Here is an 18,280-nt window from a genome sequence, read left to right as displayed (position 1 = left end):
ATTAAGATATTACCATCCCGGATTTTGTACTAAATTCAAGTTAACAGATAATTCGTCTATTCGTATAGGCCAAAGGTAATCTCTGGGAGCTACAAATTTTTGTTGATAATAAGTAACAACCTGATAATAGGCAGGAGCGTCCTTCTGCGTTACATCCCATCCGGTAACAGGGGCATTTAACACTTCCGCTGCCTTTTTCCATCTCCTCAAATCCCAAAAACGATGCCCTTCAAAACACAATTCGATTAAACGTTCCTGGCGGATAATCTCTCGCATTCCTTCTTTTGTTGTCGGTTTTGCAGGATTTGTCGAATATTTTTTCCATGAGTCAGCCACACTTTCCAGTCCGGCGCGTTTTCGTATCAGGTCTAAATATTTATGCACATCTTCAACCGGTCCTTGTATTTCATTCAGTGCTTCGGCATACATCAAATAGATATCAGCCAAACGAACTTCCGGCCATGGATACTGTCTGATTCCCGTAGAGTTTGCCTTGAATACAGATTCCCAGTTAACGAGTTTTTTGGGATAGTATCCGGTTTGTGAATTAAAACCTAATATTTCACCCGAACTTATCTGCCCCTTTTTACCTTTAACGACGAGCGCCTCGTAGTCTATTTGTGCAGCCAGATCCGCGGTAAGCCACTTACCACCATCGAAACCTACCGAAGCATAAAAGCGATTTTCCCTGTCAAAATTTATACGGGCAGTTTCATATCTCACTTCAAAATTGACCCGTTCTGCATTCGTAGCGGTTCTTAATCTTCCTATATCGTTAAAGTTAAGAAACTTATCTTCAGTGATCGGAACGCCGTTGCTGGTGTAAAATTGTTGTATAATTTTCAGTGTCGGCGCCAGATAACCATGAGCTTCTCCCGAGCCCCAATCTTTAGATAAATGAGCCTGAGCATCTCTCTGTATTCCATCTGCTCTTCTGTCAGACAGTCCCCAGACAACTTCATCATTCCATCTTTCTGTAACAGCTCCCCGTATACTCATCTGAATCATGGTAGTATCAGTCATCTGAAATTTAGGTGAGGTATAATAGTAAAGCTTGTTACCGGTCTGTTCCGCTATGTCTATCGCTTCTTTGGCTGCATCGGCTGCTTTCTGCCATTTACTTACATCTTCCGTAGTGTTAAACAGTAGAACACCATCCTTATCTGTAAAATTTCTATAATCGGTATTTCCATTAAATAAGGGGCTGGCTGCCAACAAGAGGACACGTGCTTTTATTGCCCTGTTAATCGGTTTTGTTATCCGTCCGGCTTCATCATTTTCAGATAAAATTTTTGTAGGCAGATCTTCATAGCATTCGTCCAATAGATTCACTATGAAATCCACACATTCATCTACTGGCTTACGCTTCACCTTTACTTCTTCCGGAGTAGCCGATATAGGAAGGTTTTTGTCTATCAGCGGTATCGGCCCGTAATGACGCAGCAAATGAAAATGGTAATATGCCTTCAGGAATTTCACCTCTGCCAGCCATCGCATACGCTTATCTAATTGTAAGTCCCTGACTTTATTCAGGTCACTTACATTCTCAATGAATGTATTACAATGGCGAATTGCTTTAAAAGATTCGATACCATTTTGAAAGCCATCCCAGCAATTTGCCGCAGGATTGGCAGAGTTCTGTTGCCCTTTGGCAATAAGATTCCATGTATAGGGTGCGTATTGGTCATTGAGCCAGAATTCATCACCCGAAACCATTCCCGGATTGTTAGAGATATCGGCATTATTCGGTATATAAGAATAACATGTAAATAAATACTTTTCCGCCTCTACGGTATTAGAAAAGGCATGGTCTAATGTTGCTACATTATCCGGCACAATATCCAGAAAATTTGAACATGAAGAATAAAAGAGCGCTATAGCTAATAATAAAAACATATTAGCCTGCTTTTTGATTGACCGTAATCGTCCTGTTCTTTTCATTATATTTTGTTTTTTATATTCCGAAACTGATTCCTATGTTATAAACTCTCTGCAGCGGATATCCCAAGCCGTTACCGCCCATTTCGGGATCCCACATTTTGAAGTTGCTTAAGACAAATAAATTCGATGCATTCAGGTAAAGCCTGAAATCTGAAATACCTATCTTCCGTACAAATTTTTCCGGCATAGTATAACCTACTTCCAGTGTCTTGAGGCGCAGGAATGATCCGTTTCTCATCCACCATGTAGATGTCTGGTTATTATTTCCTACACCATCTAAACTCAATCGTGGCCAGAACGCATATAGGTTTCTGTTGTCTTCCGACCAATGGTCATCGGCAATAGCTCTTAACAAGCCATTTTGTTCTCCTGATTCTGTATTCTGTACGAATGGGGAAATAGCACCCGGATCGATAAAGAATGAAGAACGGGCCGATCCCTGAAAGAAAAAACTTAAATCGAAATCTTTATATCCTACAGTTCCTCCAAAACCGTAAATTATCTCCGGAGTGGTAGGATGCCCGATCGGCACTTTATCTTTATCATTGATTACTCCATCGCCATTTATATCGCGATACTTGATATCGCCGGCATGATAAGAGCCGAAAGTTTGTGTCGGAGAGTTGGCAACTTCATCATCGTCTATAAACAAACGTTCTGCGATAAAACCATACTGGCGATTCGAGTTCTGGCCAACCCTAGTCCTATACCATTCACTGGCAGGATAGTTAGGTTCATCATATACTTTTATTTCGTTTGTTGCATATGTGAAATTTGCTCTCGACTGAGTCCACCAGTCTTTCCCGAAAGCTTTATTATAGGTAATGCCAATATCGATTCCTTCCGACTCGGCTTTACCTATGTTTGCATATGGATTACCAGTGGTAAGACCCAAAGTCCCGGGGATAAATGTACGCTGCATCAATATGTTATCCCTTTTGTTCCGATATGCATCGACAATTACTTCCACTCCAAAAGCCGAAATATCCATCCCTATATTTGTTTGCCGCGATTCTTCCCATCCTATTTCTACATTCGGATACCGGTTTATATTGATTCCTTTTCGGTGATAGCCCCATTCTGTACCAAACCGATAACCTCTGTCATCATAATTGAGATCGACATTCGACAAGTAGAAGAAACGGTCTTCGGCCTTACCAATCTGGTCATTACCGACTAATCCGTACGAAGCCCTAAATTTCAGGTTGGATATGGTATTTTTCAAAGGGCTAAAGAATGATTCGTTGGAAAGATTCCACGCCACTCCCACTGATGGGAAGAACCCCCAGCGATTGTTTTTAGCAAACCGCTCTGAACCGTTATATCCGAAATTGAATTCTACAAAATATCTTGAATCAAAGGCATAGGAGGCACGTCCCGACAATCCTAAATTGCGGTGAGGCAATGATTTCTCCAAACTTCCGGGATTCCCATACACCGTATTTTGTAATGTTCCAATGAGCATCCCTGAAACTGCATGCACTTTACTAAATGTATGATTATAATTTAATGCAGCTTCTCCATAATAGATACTTGTCATTTCTTTTGCATCTTCATTATAACTCAGATATTCCGTTCCTGTAGTTCCGATAGAAGATGGCCCACCGTCATTCCACGGTGTCAGATAAATATTACCGTCAGTCTCGGTAGATTTGTAGAAAAACGGATTATATGACCTGTTAGATGCAAATTTTGAATACCTCTGCACATACCCCATTCCACGGGCAGAAAGTCCGGGCAGTATAAAATCAAAATTCTGATTCAATTCTATCTGGGCATTTATTGTAGAAGTATTATACATCTGATATCCCGAAACCATTTGGGCATAAGGATTTTTATATAACTTATTGGTTGTTCCCGTCATCAAGGCATTACCGAATAAAATGTGCTCCTTATAAGGTGAATAACTTGCCGGATAGTAAGGAGTAAAAGCTACAGGATTAGCTTTCAACACCGAGTTGAATATTGCACCTCCACCCCCTACAGGTCCTTCATAATCATCAAATTGACCGTATACACGGATAACGGCTTCAGTTGTTCGCGTAAGCTGTAGGGTGGTATTTGACCGGATTGAATAATTTTTCAACTTAATATTATTATCGAAATTATTCCCTTTATCATTTTTGAGAATACCGTTGTCGATATTGAAGGTACCGGCTACATAATATTTTGCTATAAGTCCGCCACCCTGAGCACTTAAGTTGATTCGCTGATTCATAGTCCGGGGCTCTATCAGCAAATCCATCCAATCGTTACTCGGATAGAGATACGGATTTTCTCCGGCCTTAGTCCGGTCTATTTTTTTCATACTGTAGGGTAATCCGTTACTGCTTCCCGAATACTTGATACGCGTCAGGTAGGCCTCGTTTGCCAATTGCATATAAGTAATGTTATCGGCAAGCTTAAAATTCCGGGTATTAGTAGAGATTGAATTTTCTACACGGAAATTAAATTTTGTCTTTCCGTCAATACCCTGCTTGGTATTTACCAGAATTACTCCGTTTGCACCCCTTGCTCCGTATACAGCAGCAGCCACAGCGTCTTTTAAAACCGAGAAATCGGATATATCGTCGGGTTGTAAGCGTGCAAGGTCAGTATCTGATGACTCGATACCGTCGATGAGAATTAACGGATTTACCTTACCTGCACCGAATGAACCTACCCCCCGCACAAAGAACTGGGAATTATCCTGCCCCGGTTCTCCGCTCCGCTGGTAAGATATTACTCCTGCAATCCGTCCGGTAAGCATTGTGGTGAGGTTGCTTGTCGGCCCTTTCAGTTCTTTAACCCTGACTGTAGTAATGGCGCTTGTCAGATTTTGTTTTTTCTGCGTACCGAAACCGACGACCACAACTTCTTCGAGCTGACCGACATCTTCCTGAAGAATGACGTTAATCACTTTACGGTTACCGACAACTTCTTCTCTGGCTATAAAGCCGATATACTTAAAAGTAAGAGTCGCGTATTTGTCAGGTACATCTATCGAATAATTTCCATCGGTATCGGTAACTGTTCCTACTTTAGCATTCTCTTTTAAAAAGATGGTAACGCCTATCAATGGATTACCATCCATATCGGTAACATTCCCTTTAACGGTTATTCTATCATCCTGCACTACATCTTTCACTGTATCAGCTTTCGGATTTGAAGAGACTACAATTTGTCTGCCCGATATTTCATAGGTATTATCTGTAGACTCAAAAAGCTTATTCAGGATTTCATCTATTGTACTATCATTTACATCAATCGACACACGCTTTTTTGTATCTATGACATTATCATAATAGACAAAAATGAACTCACTCTGCCTCTCTATTTCAGAAAAAACCTGCTTTAGTGTTTTGCTTTTGGCCTTGATAGAAAGCTTTGTGGTTTGAGAGTAGGTGTTAATCGAAAAACATGTGCTGGTACCTAGTATTAAAAATAAGATCAATATCTTCATAATTCGGCATATTCTTCTCACTTTGGCTCGAAACAAGCCAAATCTTTCAATTTTTATCATACATTTGTATAGATTAAGATTAATAAATTTGCAATGATTTTTGGTTTTAATCTTCGATCGGGCGATATTGGAGTATTGCCCGATTCTTTTTAATTGTTTTTCATCGGATTTTCATAGGCATTTAAATTTTCGGTTAAGTTTAACATAGTGGTTATTTATACTCGATACGGTAAGTATTGTCTTTATATTTTGAATATTTTATAGGGGCTGTTTTGCCAAGAATGGTGAGTACTTCGGATAAATCCTTTTTCAGGTCCAGTTTTCCTGAGCAAGTTAGATTGGCTACCGATGGGGCATAATCGATTTTAACGCCATAATACCTTGTCAGATATTTTACAATCTCGCTTATCTTATCATTTTCCAAAAGATAATATCCTTGAATCCACTGGACATATTTTTCCACATTAACATCACGTATAGAATAGACATTCTTTTCCAGCGTATATTTTTGGCCCGGGCTGAGCAGTATGTCCTCGGATTTATTTTTAGTCAATATCTTTACAGAGCCCGAAACGAGTACAATATCCTTTTTATCATTATGCGTATCGGTTGATACATTGAACCGGGTTCCGAGAACCTGAATGTCGAGATTATTCGTCTTTACGATAAAAGGCCGTGATTCGTCTTTAGCTACATCTAAAAAGATTTCACCGTCTACAAATATTTCCCTGTTTTTACCAAACTGGGTTGGATAAATTACTCTTGTACCGGCATTGACCCATATTTTTGTCCCATCATTGAACTTAACAGAAGAATGCTTTCCATAAGGGACTATTAACTGATTGTATTCTTCGGTTTCTTCCTTAGAAATCCGGCGGTCTTCGTTTATTTTTATCTCATCCTTATCGTATTGTATTGTAGATGCTTTTTCGTTTACAGCTATCACTTTTTCTTTCGATAATATAAGTTGTACATCAGCCGTATCAGTCAATTCGGGCATGTACTGATTGGCATAGGAGAGAATATCCGATTCTAACGGAGTGTTATTTGTTGTATAATAATATACGGGGAGAGCAATTAAGAGGAATATACAAGCAACGGCAGCTATATTCCTGTATAGTTTTCTTCTGTAAGTTTTAGGTTTAGCTCTAGAATTTTCAATCTCAAGTTTACTTAAGAAGGTACCTAAAGCTTTATTTTTATCAAAAGATAGATTTTCTGATGCAGAAAAATTCCAAAGATTAAAATATTCCAAAAATAGTTTACGGTTTTCTTCAGAATGTTCCAACCATGACAGAAGAATTTCTTTATCAGATTGATTAATGGTTCCATCGAGATAACGGACTATATATGGTTTTATATCATTCGTATGCATAACATTCATAATATTAATACGTACACGATAATAAAAACCCTACCATGAATCTTAAAAAAGATTCATTTATTTCTTTAATGTAAGAGATAATAATAAAACAACAGGTATATAAATCCCTGTTTTGCCAAATGTTGTCTTATTCTTAATAGTGCAGTGGTAATGTGCTTTTCTACTGTTTTTATGTTTATTTGTAACTCTTCAGCAATTTCTTTATTTTTTAAATTAGAGAATCTGCTTAACTCGAATACCCTGCGGCATTGAGGCGGTAAGTCTTCAATACATTTATTTAATTCTATTTGCAGTTGCTTGTAGTGAAAGTCTTCTTCCTGTTGATTTACAATTAGATTCCTGACATAATTATCAAGCTTTATACTAATATCATCAGTATTCAGGCTGATATTTCTAGTTTGTGCCTGCCTCAGAAAATCGATTGCCCTGTTTTTTACATACTTATATAATAGTGGTTTTGGCTGGCTGAAATCAATATCTTCCTGATTGTTCCAAAGTGAGAAAAATGTGTCTTGTACAATATCTTCAGCAATGTCTTTGTTCCTCACATATTTGTAAGCAAAAAGACACAGAGACTCATAATATTCTGAGAATAGATTCTGAAAATTTTCCAAATACTTTCCTTCTTTGGTATGTATAGTCATAAAGAATTATTTAACAAAACGGCGATCATGATGCATCAAAGATAAAACAAGTTTTAGAGGATGAATCTTTAAAGAGAAGTTTAAATGATTTTTACAATAATAAATTTAAAGTTATAGATACAATTATAATTATAAAACTGTATTTCGTGCAAGAAATTATGGAAATCTAATAAAAAATAATTTATAAAATCCTCGACATTTATTATGTCAAGACAAAACTAATCATATAATAGATTTGTTCTATTAATTATAAAAATAAAGTATAACCTGCAGATTGTAATTCTGATAGTATTATCAGAACATAAATATTTATCGGGTTATGCAACCAATTTTCAACTAAAAAGATTAGTATTATGTTTTATCATGTAAAAGAAACCCAATTTAATGTACGTGTATCAAAACCAGATCCACGGTTTGCCCGTCTTATGCTCGAACAATTCGGAGGAGCGAATGGAGAATTATCAGCAGCAATGCAATATTTTGTTCAGGCTTATTCCTGTAAGAATACGTATCCGGAAATCTATGATATGTTAATGGACATTGCAGCAGAAGAGCTCGGACACTTGGAAATGGTGGGCGCTACCATACAAATGTTACTTACCGGTATCAATGGCGAGATGAAAGATATGCATGAGAATGCCGAATATAACGGCGTTATGAATGGAAAAGCCGCCAAGGAAGAATTTATCCATGAAGCCCTGGTTAATCCTCAATTCGGAATTATCTCGGCAGGAAGTGTAATCTTATCCGACAGCAACGGCAATCCTTGGACCGCAGCATATATAAGTGCCAATTCCGACCCTACAGTAGATATGAGATCTAATATTGCATCTGAATCAAGAGCTAAAATCGTATATGAATATTTATTCAAATACACAGATGACCCGTGGGTAAAGAAAACACTAGGATTTCTGATGACCCGGGAGATTACTCATTACCAACAGTTCGAAGCCGCATTGCAAACTATTGAACCGAATTTCCCTCCGGGAATATTGCAAGGAAATCAAAAATATAGCAATACTCATTATAATATGTCGAAAGGCGATAAGTATAACGGCCCATGGAAAGAAGGTATGAGTACTCAGCTCAAAGAAGAATGGCAGGTGTGTGATGATGCTGTGAAACAAGCAGATGAAACGAACGGTTTATTAGACTTGGAGCCTAAAGGAACAGACCGGACAGACAAATCTATTGAAGATCTGGATAAAAAACTCAGTGAGGAACGTAGTACGAAAGTCAGAGAAGCGAATCCGGAAAAAGACCAGCAATGGACACAATTTAAGAAAAAGAAAAAATAATATATAATCAGAAAAGGGTTGCAATTTAAATTGTAACCCTTTCATTTGAGCTTACTTTCAGCCGATTATGAGACTTCGAATCCTAGCGCAAAAAATCTGAAAAGTTATTATCCTCTGCATGTTTACTTAAAAATAGAGGAACTCCCTTTATCCTGATAAAAACTTATAAACTGTACATAGAATATTATGACTTAAAATTTATAATTTAGCATTAAATAATTATTCAATATACTTTCTACTATGAAAAAAATCACTCTCATTATTGCATGCATATTGTTTCCTTACATTTATTCTTCGGCTCAGGGAGGTATGTGGGTACCGTCCATGATAGGGGAACGCATAAAAGATATGAAATCGAAAGGTTCTTCTCTTTCTGCAGATGATATCTACAATACGAAAAAGCCATCTTACAAAGATGCAGTTGTAATATTCGGTGGGGGATGTACGGGAGGAATGATATCACCTGACGGACTCATGCTTACCAATCATCACTGCGGATTCTCTCAACTGCAAAAACACAGCTCGGTAACACATGACTACCTTAAAGACGGATTCTGGGCAAAGAACAGGGATGAAGAATTGCCAAATCCGGGGCTGGAAGCAAAATTTCTGATACGCATGGAAGACGTCACGGATAAAATACTTGCCGGAACGAATGGACAGAATGCAACCGATACGGAAAGAATCAAGCAGGACAATATAGAGAAGATAATAAAAGAATCTGTAGAAGGAACCGATTATATGGCAGAGGTAAAACCGATCTATTACAGCAATCAGTATTATGTTTATATATACGAAGTCTTTAAAGATGTGCGTATAGTCGGCGCACCACCTTCTTCTATCGGAAAGTTCGGCGGGGAAACGGACAACTGGATGTGGCCGCGTCATACCGGAGACTTTATGTATTTCCGGGTATATGCAGGAAAGGACAACAAGCCGGCACCATATTCCAAAGACAATGTTCCATACAGGCCAAAGAAATATTTCAATATAGCCACCAAAGGTATAAATGAGGGTGACTTCACTATGATATACGGTTACCCGGCGCGTACACAGCAATATCTTTTTTCGGAAGGAGTAGATGATATTCTCAATTATTCGAACCCTGCAAAGATAAAACTGAGAACTATGCGGCTGGAAGAGATACAAAAAGCCCGCAAATCTGATCCTGCAATAAGAATCGCCTATGCCTATAAGGAGGCTAATATTGCGAATGCTTGGAAAAAGTGGCAGGGAGAAAGCCTTGGGCTGCACCGACTGAATACCATAGATAAGAAAAGGGCTTATGAAATGTCTTTTAACGAGTGGGCACAAGGAAAAGCAGAGTATAAAGATGTAATCTCCGACCTTAAGAATCAGTACGATTTGATCCATGATTATGCACTTGTACGTGATTATTATAATGAGGCAATCAGGGCAATAGAACTCATAAAGGCTGTAGAACTGGCCGGCAAATGGTCAAGTAACACAACTGATACAGTTCCTGCAGCGTTAACCGGATTCTATAAAGATTATTATCCGGAAATCGATATAAGAATAGCCAAAAAGGTATTGGCTGAATATATGAACAATGTGCCGAAAGAATTTATTCCGGTTGAGGTAAACAAAAATATATCGGATGCGGGAGGAGTTAATAAATATATTGATTCCCTTTTCGAGAATTCTTTATTCGTTTCCGAAGAGAATCTGAAAGCGGGAATAAATAAAGGCTACAATTTTATTGAAGATCCGGCAGTAAAGTTATATTCGGCATTCAGAGATATGTACAGAAATAAAGTCCTGAACTATTTAGAAACATACAATGCAAATATAGAATCACTTCAGAAAGTATTCGTTCGTGGACAGCAGGAATACGATGCCGAAAAAAAGACAAACCGGGCCTTCTTCCCCGATGCCAATCATACTTTAAGAGTTGCTTATGGTTCGGTAAGCGGCTATTCACCGGAAGATGGAGTATGGTATGTACCGGTAACTACATTAGAAGGAATTATCGCTAAAGATAATCCTGAAGATTACGATTTCAATATTCCGCAGAAGCTACGGGATGTTCATTCTGCTGCAGATTATGGAAGATGGGAAACGAACGGTACAATTCCGGTTTGTTTCCTAGCCAGTAATCATACCAGTGGTGGAAACAGCGGTAGTCCCGTACTGAATGGAAAAGGTGAATTAATCGGCCTTAATTTCGACCGTACATGGACAAGCACCATGAGCGATATCGAATTCGACCCTAGCATATGCCGCAATATAGGTCTGGATATCCGCTATATCCTTTTTGTAACAGAAAAAGTTTGCGGTGCCGGATATTTAATCAACGAGATGACGCTGAAAAAATAGTTTAGTAATTGTATTCTACATTATGTCAGACAGAGAGTAGTTATCTAACAAGAAAACTTATATATAAAAAACGAGAAACTTTAAGCATCTCGTTTCTATTATTCGTTAGTCCTCAAAAGACAATAAACGGAACGGAGTACCTTCCGTTTTGATTTTCATCGGTGTATATTCTCCCGACTGTTTATTGAATAGGTTATAGACATTCCTTTGGGTACAGCCATTCAGTAGACTATATTATCCCCTAACATAAATAGAAAAAGAGTTACAACATATATTGTAACTCTTTGATTGTAAGTGGTCCCACCTGGGCTTGAACCAGGGACCCCCTGATTATGAGTCAGATGCTCTAACCAACTGAGCTATAGGACCTGATTTTCGGTGGTTAACCCGAAATCGGATGCAATATTACTGCTTTTTGCTGAAACCAGCAAACATTTGCACGAAAAATAGTTCGAAAAATGTAGGCCAGTACCGTAACTGCATGCAATTCAGGCAGACTGATTACGGCTGGTTATTATCGAAAGAGCAATATATAGCAATATACCGCCGGCAATACCGAGTATACCTATATATGCAACTAGTCCGACCATGAATATTACAAGGAAATAGCGGTACTCATTCCCCTTAAATTTAATATGCTTTACTTTCAATGAGAACATTGGTATTTCCGATACCATAAGGGAAGAAAATACCAGAATGGCTGCTAATACTGTGTATACTAAAACCGGAGTAATCATCGGAGCCTCATGTACCAACCCGTAGCAAAAACTTATCCAGAACATAGCGTTTGCAGGCGTATTGAGCCCGATAAATGACTCGGACTGACGGGTATCTATATTGAATTTAGCTAATCTCAATGCAGAAAATACAGCCAGTAAGAATGCTATATACGGCAAATATTCAGTAATAACAGGGTTTTGAGATATACGAATCACATTTGCTGATAAAAAATGGAATACGATCATGCTCGGGGCCACACCGAAACTTACCATGTCGGCCAATGAATCCAGTTCTTTTCCCATTGGCGAATAAGCCTTGAGTAAACGAGCCGAGAAACCGTCACAAAAGTCGAAAAAGGCAGCAATAACAACCCATACTACAACCCATGTATATTCACCCTGAAAAGCCATTACTGTAGCTATACAGCCCGAAAAAAGATTGAAAGAAGTAAATACGTTAGGTATATGTCTTTTCATGTCTCAATTATTTGAATTTGGCGATAACAGTCTGATTACCTGTCACCTTCTGATCCATCTCCACCAATACTTCAGTTCCTACAGGGAGATATACATCGACACGCGACCCGAGTTTAATAAAACCCAGATGCTCGTCGATATGGGCAGTCTCTCCCACTTGGGCGTATGTAACAATACGCCGGGCCATGGCTCCTGCCACCTGCCTTAATAATATCTGATGCTTACCATCCTCAGTTTCCATCACCACTGTAGAACGTTCGTTTTCGGTGCTCGATTTGGGCAGATAAGCAGCCATAAAACGTCCGTCGTGGTGTTTCGACATCAACACCTTACCATTAATAGGATACCAGTTGGCATGCACATTGAAAGGAGACATGAATATAGAAATAACAATTCGCTTATCCTTAAAATATTCACTCTCATATACTTCTTCAATAGCAACGATCTTGCCATCAGCCGAAGCAACGACTATGCCGTCTGTATCTCCTTCAAACTGGCGGTATGGGCTTCTGTAAAAATTCAATACTATCAGAAAGAGGATCAAAGATGCTGCACCTACAATATAGGACAGAACGGGCAGATGAAAAAAATACCATAGTGCTCCATTCAGGATGACTAATATAATGAGGTATGTCGTTAAAACGCCGCGTCCTTCGTGATGAACTTTCATTATTGTATTTTATAAAACAAATTCGTTGTAACATGCAAAAGTATCTTTATTTGATGATATATACAAATTTGCTTTTCTCTTTTTAGGACATACAAAAAGAGAGATTAAATAATCTCTCTTTATTTTTTGTTTTATAAATCGGGGTGTAATTGCTTACAAAACGTATAATGAACTGATAGACTCGTTCGAAAGGACTCTTCTGATAGCATTGGCAAATACATCCGCTACAGAAAGTATAACAACTTTTTCACATTTTTTAGAGTAGGGAATACTATCGGTGAATACCATTTCGGTCAGGCCTGAAAAGTCTACCCTTTGCGATGCCGGATCCGACATCACCGCATGGCTGGCTATTGCACGTACCGATTTGGCACCGCTTGCCATCATCAGGTCGGCAGCTTTTGTTATGGTGCCTGCGGTATCCACGATATCATCTACCAGCAGTACATCCATACCCGAAACATCTCCGATTATCTGCATCTCGGATATTTCATTTGCTTTTTTGCGAAGTTTATAACAGATAACCATAGGTATGCCGAAATATTTTGCATACGAACTGGCACGTTTCGTTCCTCCTACATCCGGTGTTGCAATTACCAGATTCTCGCGGTCAAGCGACTTAATGTAATCTACAAATATGGCAGAAGCATAAAGGTGGTCTACCGGAACATTAAAGAATCCCTGTATCTGGTCGGCATGTAAGTCCATAGTTATCAACCGGCTGATACCTGCTGCTGCCAGCATGTCGGCAATAAGCTTTGCACCGATAGATACACGCGGCTTGTCCTTACGGTCTTGCCTTGCCCAGCCGAAATAAGGAATAACTGCAATTATGGAATGAGCCGATGCCCGTTTTGCCGCATCGATCATTAGTAACAATTCCATAAGATTATCCGAAGACGGGAATGTTGATTGCACCAGAAACACCTGACATCCCCTTATCGACTCTTCGTATGAAACGGAGAATTCGCCATCGGCGAAACGCTCGATATTCATTTTTCCTAAAGGACATCCTAAACTTGCACAGATTTTTTCAGCTAAATAACGGGATTTTGTCCCGGAGAAAATTTTGAAAGGAACGTTACTTTCCATTTTTTCGTTAAACTTTTTGACAATTATAGGTTACTGTTTTGTTAGACGCTGTAAAATTAGGAAAAACAAATCAGTCCAAAGAGTTATATCATAGAAAATTTGATGATTTTTCCCGAATATGATTCCATACTTATATATAAGCCTTTATCCCAACGCGAACTTAATGGTATATTCTTCTTGGTAAACAATTCTTTTGCCGATTTAATCTTCTGAGGCTCAATACCCATATATACAAAAGCATCATCAGGAATATGGACACATACTTCTTTAGCCTCTGCTGCGAAGTTTGCAATTACCATTATGAATTCATTTTTTCCCGAACGCAGGAATGCATACTGCTTTGTAGAATCAAATTCGGGATTCTCATAATTACTGTACATCAGGTCAAAAAACTTGCCGGAGTTTATACACTCTTCATCTTTAGCTATCTGTATCAGCTGCAAATAAAACTTACGCAGCCTTATCTGTTCTTCGCTCAAATTATCTGCACTAAAAGCCCCGTTATTCCTCCAGTTGCGTATAGATTCCACAGACCAATAGTCGAAGATAGTTGTCCGTCCATCCCGTCCGCTGAAGCCTTCCTTATCCATTGCCCGTTCACCCAGCTCCTGTCCGAAATAAATCATTACAGGATTTGTATGCATCGTAGCGCTTACAATCATTCCCGGAACAGCCTTGAAAGCATCCCCGGCAAAAAAGTCTGAGGCAATTCTTTGCTCATCATGATTTTCAAGAAAGTTAAGCATATGGGGTTGCAGATCGCCTATCCGCTGCCACGAGAAAGTAATCTCCGATGTCGGTTTCCTGCCGCATATAACGTCTCGCAATGTATCGTAAAGATCCACCTTATCATACAAATAATCGAACATCCCCCAATGTATATAATTATGATATTGAGACGGATTGTATATTTCCGCAATAAATATCAGTGATTTATTTTTCACTTTTACTTTAGGAATTACCCAACTCCAGAATTCGACGGGAACCATTTCCGCCATATCGCAACGGAAGCCATCCACTCCTTTTTCGATCCAGTACATGAGAACATCTTTCATCTTCAGCCATGTGTCGGGCACAGGAGTAAAGCAATTTGTTCTACCATGCATATAATCCACTCCATAGTTAAGTTTTATAGTTTCATACCAGTCGTTTATACCCGGCTTATTGTTAAAGCAATCATTGCCTGTTGCTTTGGCTGGGAACTCAACATAAGCGCCATCTCCCTCCTGAACGGGGAACTGTAACTCCAGTTTCTCTCCGGGAATATAATAAAAGTTATTGTCCGGATCGAAAGCCAGATCAGTCTTATCATCTTCCCCGAAATCTTTCACCTTTTCAGGCTTTGCATCCGAGTAATACTGACGGGCCACATGGTTAGGAACGAAATCTATGATAGCTTTCAGCCCGTTTTTGTGAGTGCGTTCTATTAAAGCATCAAATTCGGCCATCCTGTTTTCCACGACATCTGCCAGATCGGGCGATATATCGTAGTAGTCGCGTATAGCATAGGGTGAACCTGCGTTCCCTTTTATCACATCGGGATTATCTTTGGGTATATTATATGCTGAATAATCTGTCTTTGAGGCATGCTCGAGTACACCGGTATACCATATATGGGTAAATCCCATCTTCTTCACCTCTTTCAGCGCTTTATTGTCGAACGCCGAGAGTTTGCCCACTCCGTTTTCCTCGAGTGTACCATTCTCTTTGTTAAGGCTGTTATTGTTTCCGAATAGTCTGGGAAGTACCTGGTAAATAAAAATTTTCTCTTTCATTTCCTTTATTTTAAACAAATTTTTTCGTCGTAAAGTGCAATTATAGGAAAATCCTTAATCAGGGATTCCCTGTTTTCGTCAATGAAATCCATGGTCAGATCGTATCCGGCCTGAAAAATTTCTTCGATATGCTCGAGATCGAACATCGAATACTGGGACAACGAAGTCGATTCTATCAAATAATCACAGAGGTTACGGTCGAGTAACGTATTTGACCCCGACATGTAATGGAACGAACGTTCGGCAATATATTTTATCGAACTTCTGTACTCTGCTTTTGTAATAGGACTTACATTTACACCTATTATCTTGGTGCATTCGCGCCGTATCACCGATACGGGGAAGTTTTTAAATAAACCGCCATCCACATAATAATGTTCATTGATTTCTACCGGACGAAATACAATTGGTACCGAACAGGAAGCCAATACAGCCGGAATAAGCGGGCCAGATGTAAACGTGTGGCTTTCGCCATACTCTATATCGGTAGCAACTACTTGCAACGGAATCAGCAGATCCTCAAATGTTTTTGAACGCAGGTGCTTTTTTAGGAAAGAGCGAAAACCGTCATTCTTGAATATTCCTCCATGCGGAATGGCAAATTCTGCAAATTCGCGAAAAACTTTCTTCTGGAAAAAAGTAAGTATTTCTTTAGGTGTATGTCCGTCGGCATAAAGGACTCCGGCAAATGCTCCGGCACTTGTACCAGCAATAACTTCAGGATACAGTCCGATTTCATTAAGAGCCTGCAGAACACCTAAATGCGCAAAGCCTTTTGCACCTCCTCCACTGAGGGCAATACCCAGTTTATACATATTCTTTTCCGGATTCATTTATTATTGTGTTAGATATTCTTAAAATCTGAGCAAAATTACTCATAAAAACCCGTATAAATAAAACTGTTAACCGGAAAGTAATATGAGAAGGAGAAAATAAAGTGAATATTAACAGAAAGCAAAAAGCAGGATCTTCTTACTGTAGAAAACCCTGCTTTTTTATTTCTGCAGATATCTTATAATACGTCTATGCATTTCTCGAGTTGAACACTACGCGAACCTTTCAACAACACATAGCTGTCTTCTATCGGATTTTTCGTTAAATAAGTCCTCAGACTATCCAGATCGGTAAAACGCGGATAATCGGTATGGATACGGCTGAAGTTGTCACCAACAAATATTACTTTGTCGAAGTTGTGGTGAGAAACATAATCAGCAACCTTCTGATGCTCCATATCGGTATCGGGGCCCAGTTCCTTCATATCTCCCAGAATCAGAACTTTATGATTTACATCCATATGATCGAAATTTTCGAGTGCAGCATGCATGCTTGTAGGATTGGCATTATATGCATCTATGATGAGCATGTTCCTATCGGTTTCCTTAAGCTGCGAACGGTTATTGGTAGGAACGTATCCTTCAATTGCCTTACATATCAACGGAGCCTTTACTCCCAGATACTTGCCAATTGTTATAGCAGCCAGTACGTTCGTCAAGTTATACTCCCCGATAAGGTTAGTCTTCACTTTATTTCGCTTATTGCCGAATTTCCATTCGAATTCGAGGAAAGGCCTTAGTGATAATACCTTACCCGAAATGAAAAGATTTTCTTCAAAGCCATAATATATAGATGTAATGCCTTCCGACATTTCCCTAAGCAAAGAATTATCGTAATCGATAAATATCTTACCATCGCGCGTACTCCTTATATATTCATAAAGTTCGCCTTTAGCCTTTATCACGTTTTCGTATGATCCGAAGCCTTCGATATGTGCATGACCTATATTTGTTATCACACCATAATTCGGCATAGCCATCTCTGAAAGGAATTTTATTTCTCCTACATGGCTCGCCCCCATTTCCACAACAGCAATCTCATGCTCTTTCTTCAATCGTAGCAACGTCAGCGGTACTCCTATATGGTTATTCAGGTTCCCTTCGGTAGCCAGCACGTTATATTCCTGAGATAGTACGGAAGTTATCAGTTCTTTGGTGGTTGTTTTCCCATTCGTTCCTGTAATGCCTATTACAGGTGTTTTCATCTGTTTGCGGTGATGATTCGCCAGCTTTTGTAATGTTTCCAGACTATTTTCTACCAGAATTATATTCGGCCTTGTCGCATATTTTGCTTCATCGACTACAGCATAACTACAACCTGCGTCGATAGATTTTTCAGCATACTCATTTCCATTAAAATTAGCTCCCTTAAGGGCAAAAAAAATCGAGCCTTTAGGGCTGTTGCGCGTATCGGTCGAAACTGTCGGATATTGTTTATAAATCTTATATAGTTCGGATATCTCCATGGTCAATTAGGGATGAAATTATTTATCTTAAACAACATTTTGTCTACTATTATTGTTCTTTTCTGTATACATCTATAAGATTATTTAAGGCTATACGAATATAACGTTAATTATTCGGATTGGTAGTACTTCTTAACGTTTTTTACTTTATAAATTATACCATATTTATGGTATGAAAATACCTCGTTTTAGCGATTTCAGA

At 38.9% G+C, this 18,280-nt stretch carries 12 protein-coding genes and 1 tRNA gene; 2 read left to right on the top strand and 11 right to left on the bottom strand.

Annotated elements, in window-relative coordinates; translation table 11 throughout:
• Positions 1 to 9: 9 nt before the first annotated feature.
• The 4 genes from K348_RS0117710 to K348_RS0117695 form a co-directional block, all read right to left on the bottom strand.
• Positions 10 to 1,941 carry a RagB/SusD family nutrient uptake outer membrane protein gene (locus K348_RS0117710; RefSeq protein WP_029906877.1) on the bottom strand — a complete coding sequence of 644 codons (1,932 nt, stop codon included), beginning with the start codon at positions 1,939 to 1,941 and terminating at the stop codon, positions 10 to 12.
• 13 nt (positions 1,942 to 1,954) lie between these two features.
• Entirely contained in the window at positions 1,955 to 5,383 is a 3,429-nt protein-coding gene (locus K348_RS0117705; RefSeq protein WP_156032920.1) for a TonB-dependent receptor, read from the bottom strand.
• A gap of 211 nt (positions 5,384 to 5,594) precedes the next feature.
• Positions 5,595 to 6,758 (bottom strand): FecR family protein, encoded by a 1,164-nt coding sequence (locus K348_RS18640; RefSeq protein ID WP_197027688.1) that lies wholly within the window; start codon positions 6,756 to 6,758, stop codon positions 5,595 to 5,597.
• A gap of 74 nt (positions 6,759 to 6,832) precedes the next feature.
• On the bottom strand, positions 6,833 to 7,411 hold the full coding sequence (locus K348_RS0117695) for an RNA polymerase sigma-70 factor (protein ID WP_036930774.1): 579 nt from the start codon (positions 7,409 to 7,411) through the stop codon (positions 6,833 to 6,835).
• Between the two features lie 353 nt (positions 7,412 to 7,764).
• Here K348_RS0117695 and K348_RS0117690 point away from each other — a divergent pair, with 353 nt between their 5' ends.
• Positions 7,765 to 8,709, top strand: a complete 945-nt coding sequence (locus K348_RS0117690) for a manganese catalase family protein (RefSeq protein ID WP_029906873.1) — start codon at positions 7,765 to 7,767, stop codon at positions 8,707 to 8,709.
• A 240-nt stretch (positions 8,710 to 8,949) separates the two neighbouring features.
• A complete protein-coding gene (locus K348_RS0117685) occupies positions 8,950 to 11,046 on the top strand; it encodes a S46 family peptidase (protein ID WP_029906872.1) in 2,097 nt (698 codons plus the stop codon).
• A 295-nt stretch (positions 11,047 to 11,341) separates the two neighbouring features.
• Here K348_RS0117685 and K348_RS0117680 read toward each other — a convergent pair.
• From K348_RS0117680 to murF, 7 genes are all read right to left on the bottom strand, one after another.
• Positions 11,342 to 11,415: transfer RNA gene (locus K348_RS0117680), tRNA-Ile, on the bottom strand.
• 119 nt (positions 11,416 to 11,534) lie between these two features.
• Positions 11,535 to 12,242, bottom strand: coding sequence for a CDP-diacylglycerol--serine O-phosphatidyltransferase (pssA, locus tag K348_RS0117675; protein ID WP_029906871.1), 708 nt, complete (start codon positions 12,240 to 12,242; stop codon positions 11,535 to 11,537).
• Positions 12,243 to 12,249: 7 nt separating this feature from the next.
• Complete coding sequence (locus K348_RS0117670) at positions 12,250 to 12,912, bottom strand: phosphatidylserine decarboxylase family protein (protein WP_029906870.1); 663 nt, start codon at positions 12,910 to 12,912, stop codon at positions 12,250 to 12,252.
• Positions 12,913 to 13,065: 153 nt separating this feature from the next.
• Positions 13,066 to 14,004 (bottom strand): ribose-phosphate pyrophosphokinase, encoded by a 939-nt coding sequence (locus K348_RS0117665; RefSeq protein WP_029906869.1) that lies wholly within the window; start codon positions 14,002 to 14,004, stop codon positions 13,066 to 13,068.
• 83 nt (positions 14,005 to 14,087) lie between these two features.
• Positions 14,088 to 15,779: an alpha-amylase family glycosyl hydrolase gene (locus K348_RS0117660; protein ID WP_029906868.1), complete on the bottom strand. Its 1,692-nt coding sequence runs from the start codon at positions 15,777 to 15,779 to the stop codon at positions 14,088 to 14,090.
• A 5-nt stretch (positions 15,780 to 15,784) separates the two neighbouring features.
• Complete coding sequence (locus K348_RS0117655; RefSeq protein ID WP_029906867.1) at positions 15,785 to 16,612, bottom strand: patatin-like phospholipase family protein; 828 nt, start codon at positions 16,610 to 16,612, stop codon at positions 15,785 to 15,787.
• A 179-nt stretch (positions 16,613 to 16,791) separates the two neighbouring features.
• Positions 16,792 to 18,078: a UDP-N-acetylmuramoyl-tripeptide--D-alanyl-D-alanine ligase gene (gene murF / locus K348_RS0117650; RefSeq protein WP_029906866.1), complete on the bottom strand. Its 1,287-nt coding sequence runs from the start codon at positions 18,076 to 18,078 to the stop codon at positions 16,792 to 16,794.
• Positions 18,079 to 18,280: the final 202 nt, after the last annotated feature.

This window comes from Prevotella sp. 10(H), assembly GCF_000711235.1.
GTDB lineage: Bacteria > Bacteroidota > Bacteroidia > Bacteroidales > Dysgonomonadaceae > Dysgonomonas.
The sequence above is the reverse complement of the archived record's forward strand: the minus strand, read 5'-3'. Positions and strand labels throughout refer to the sequence as shown.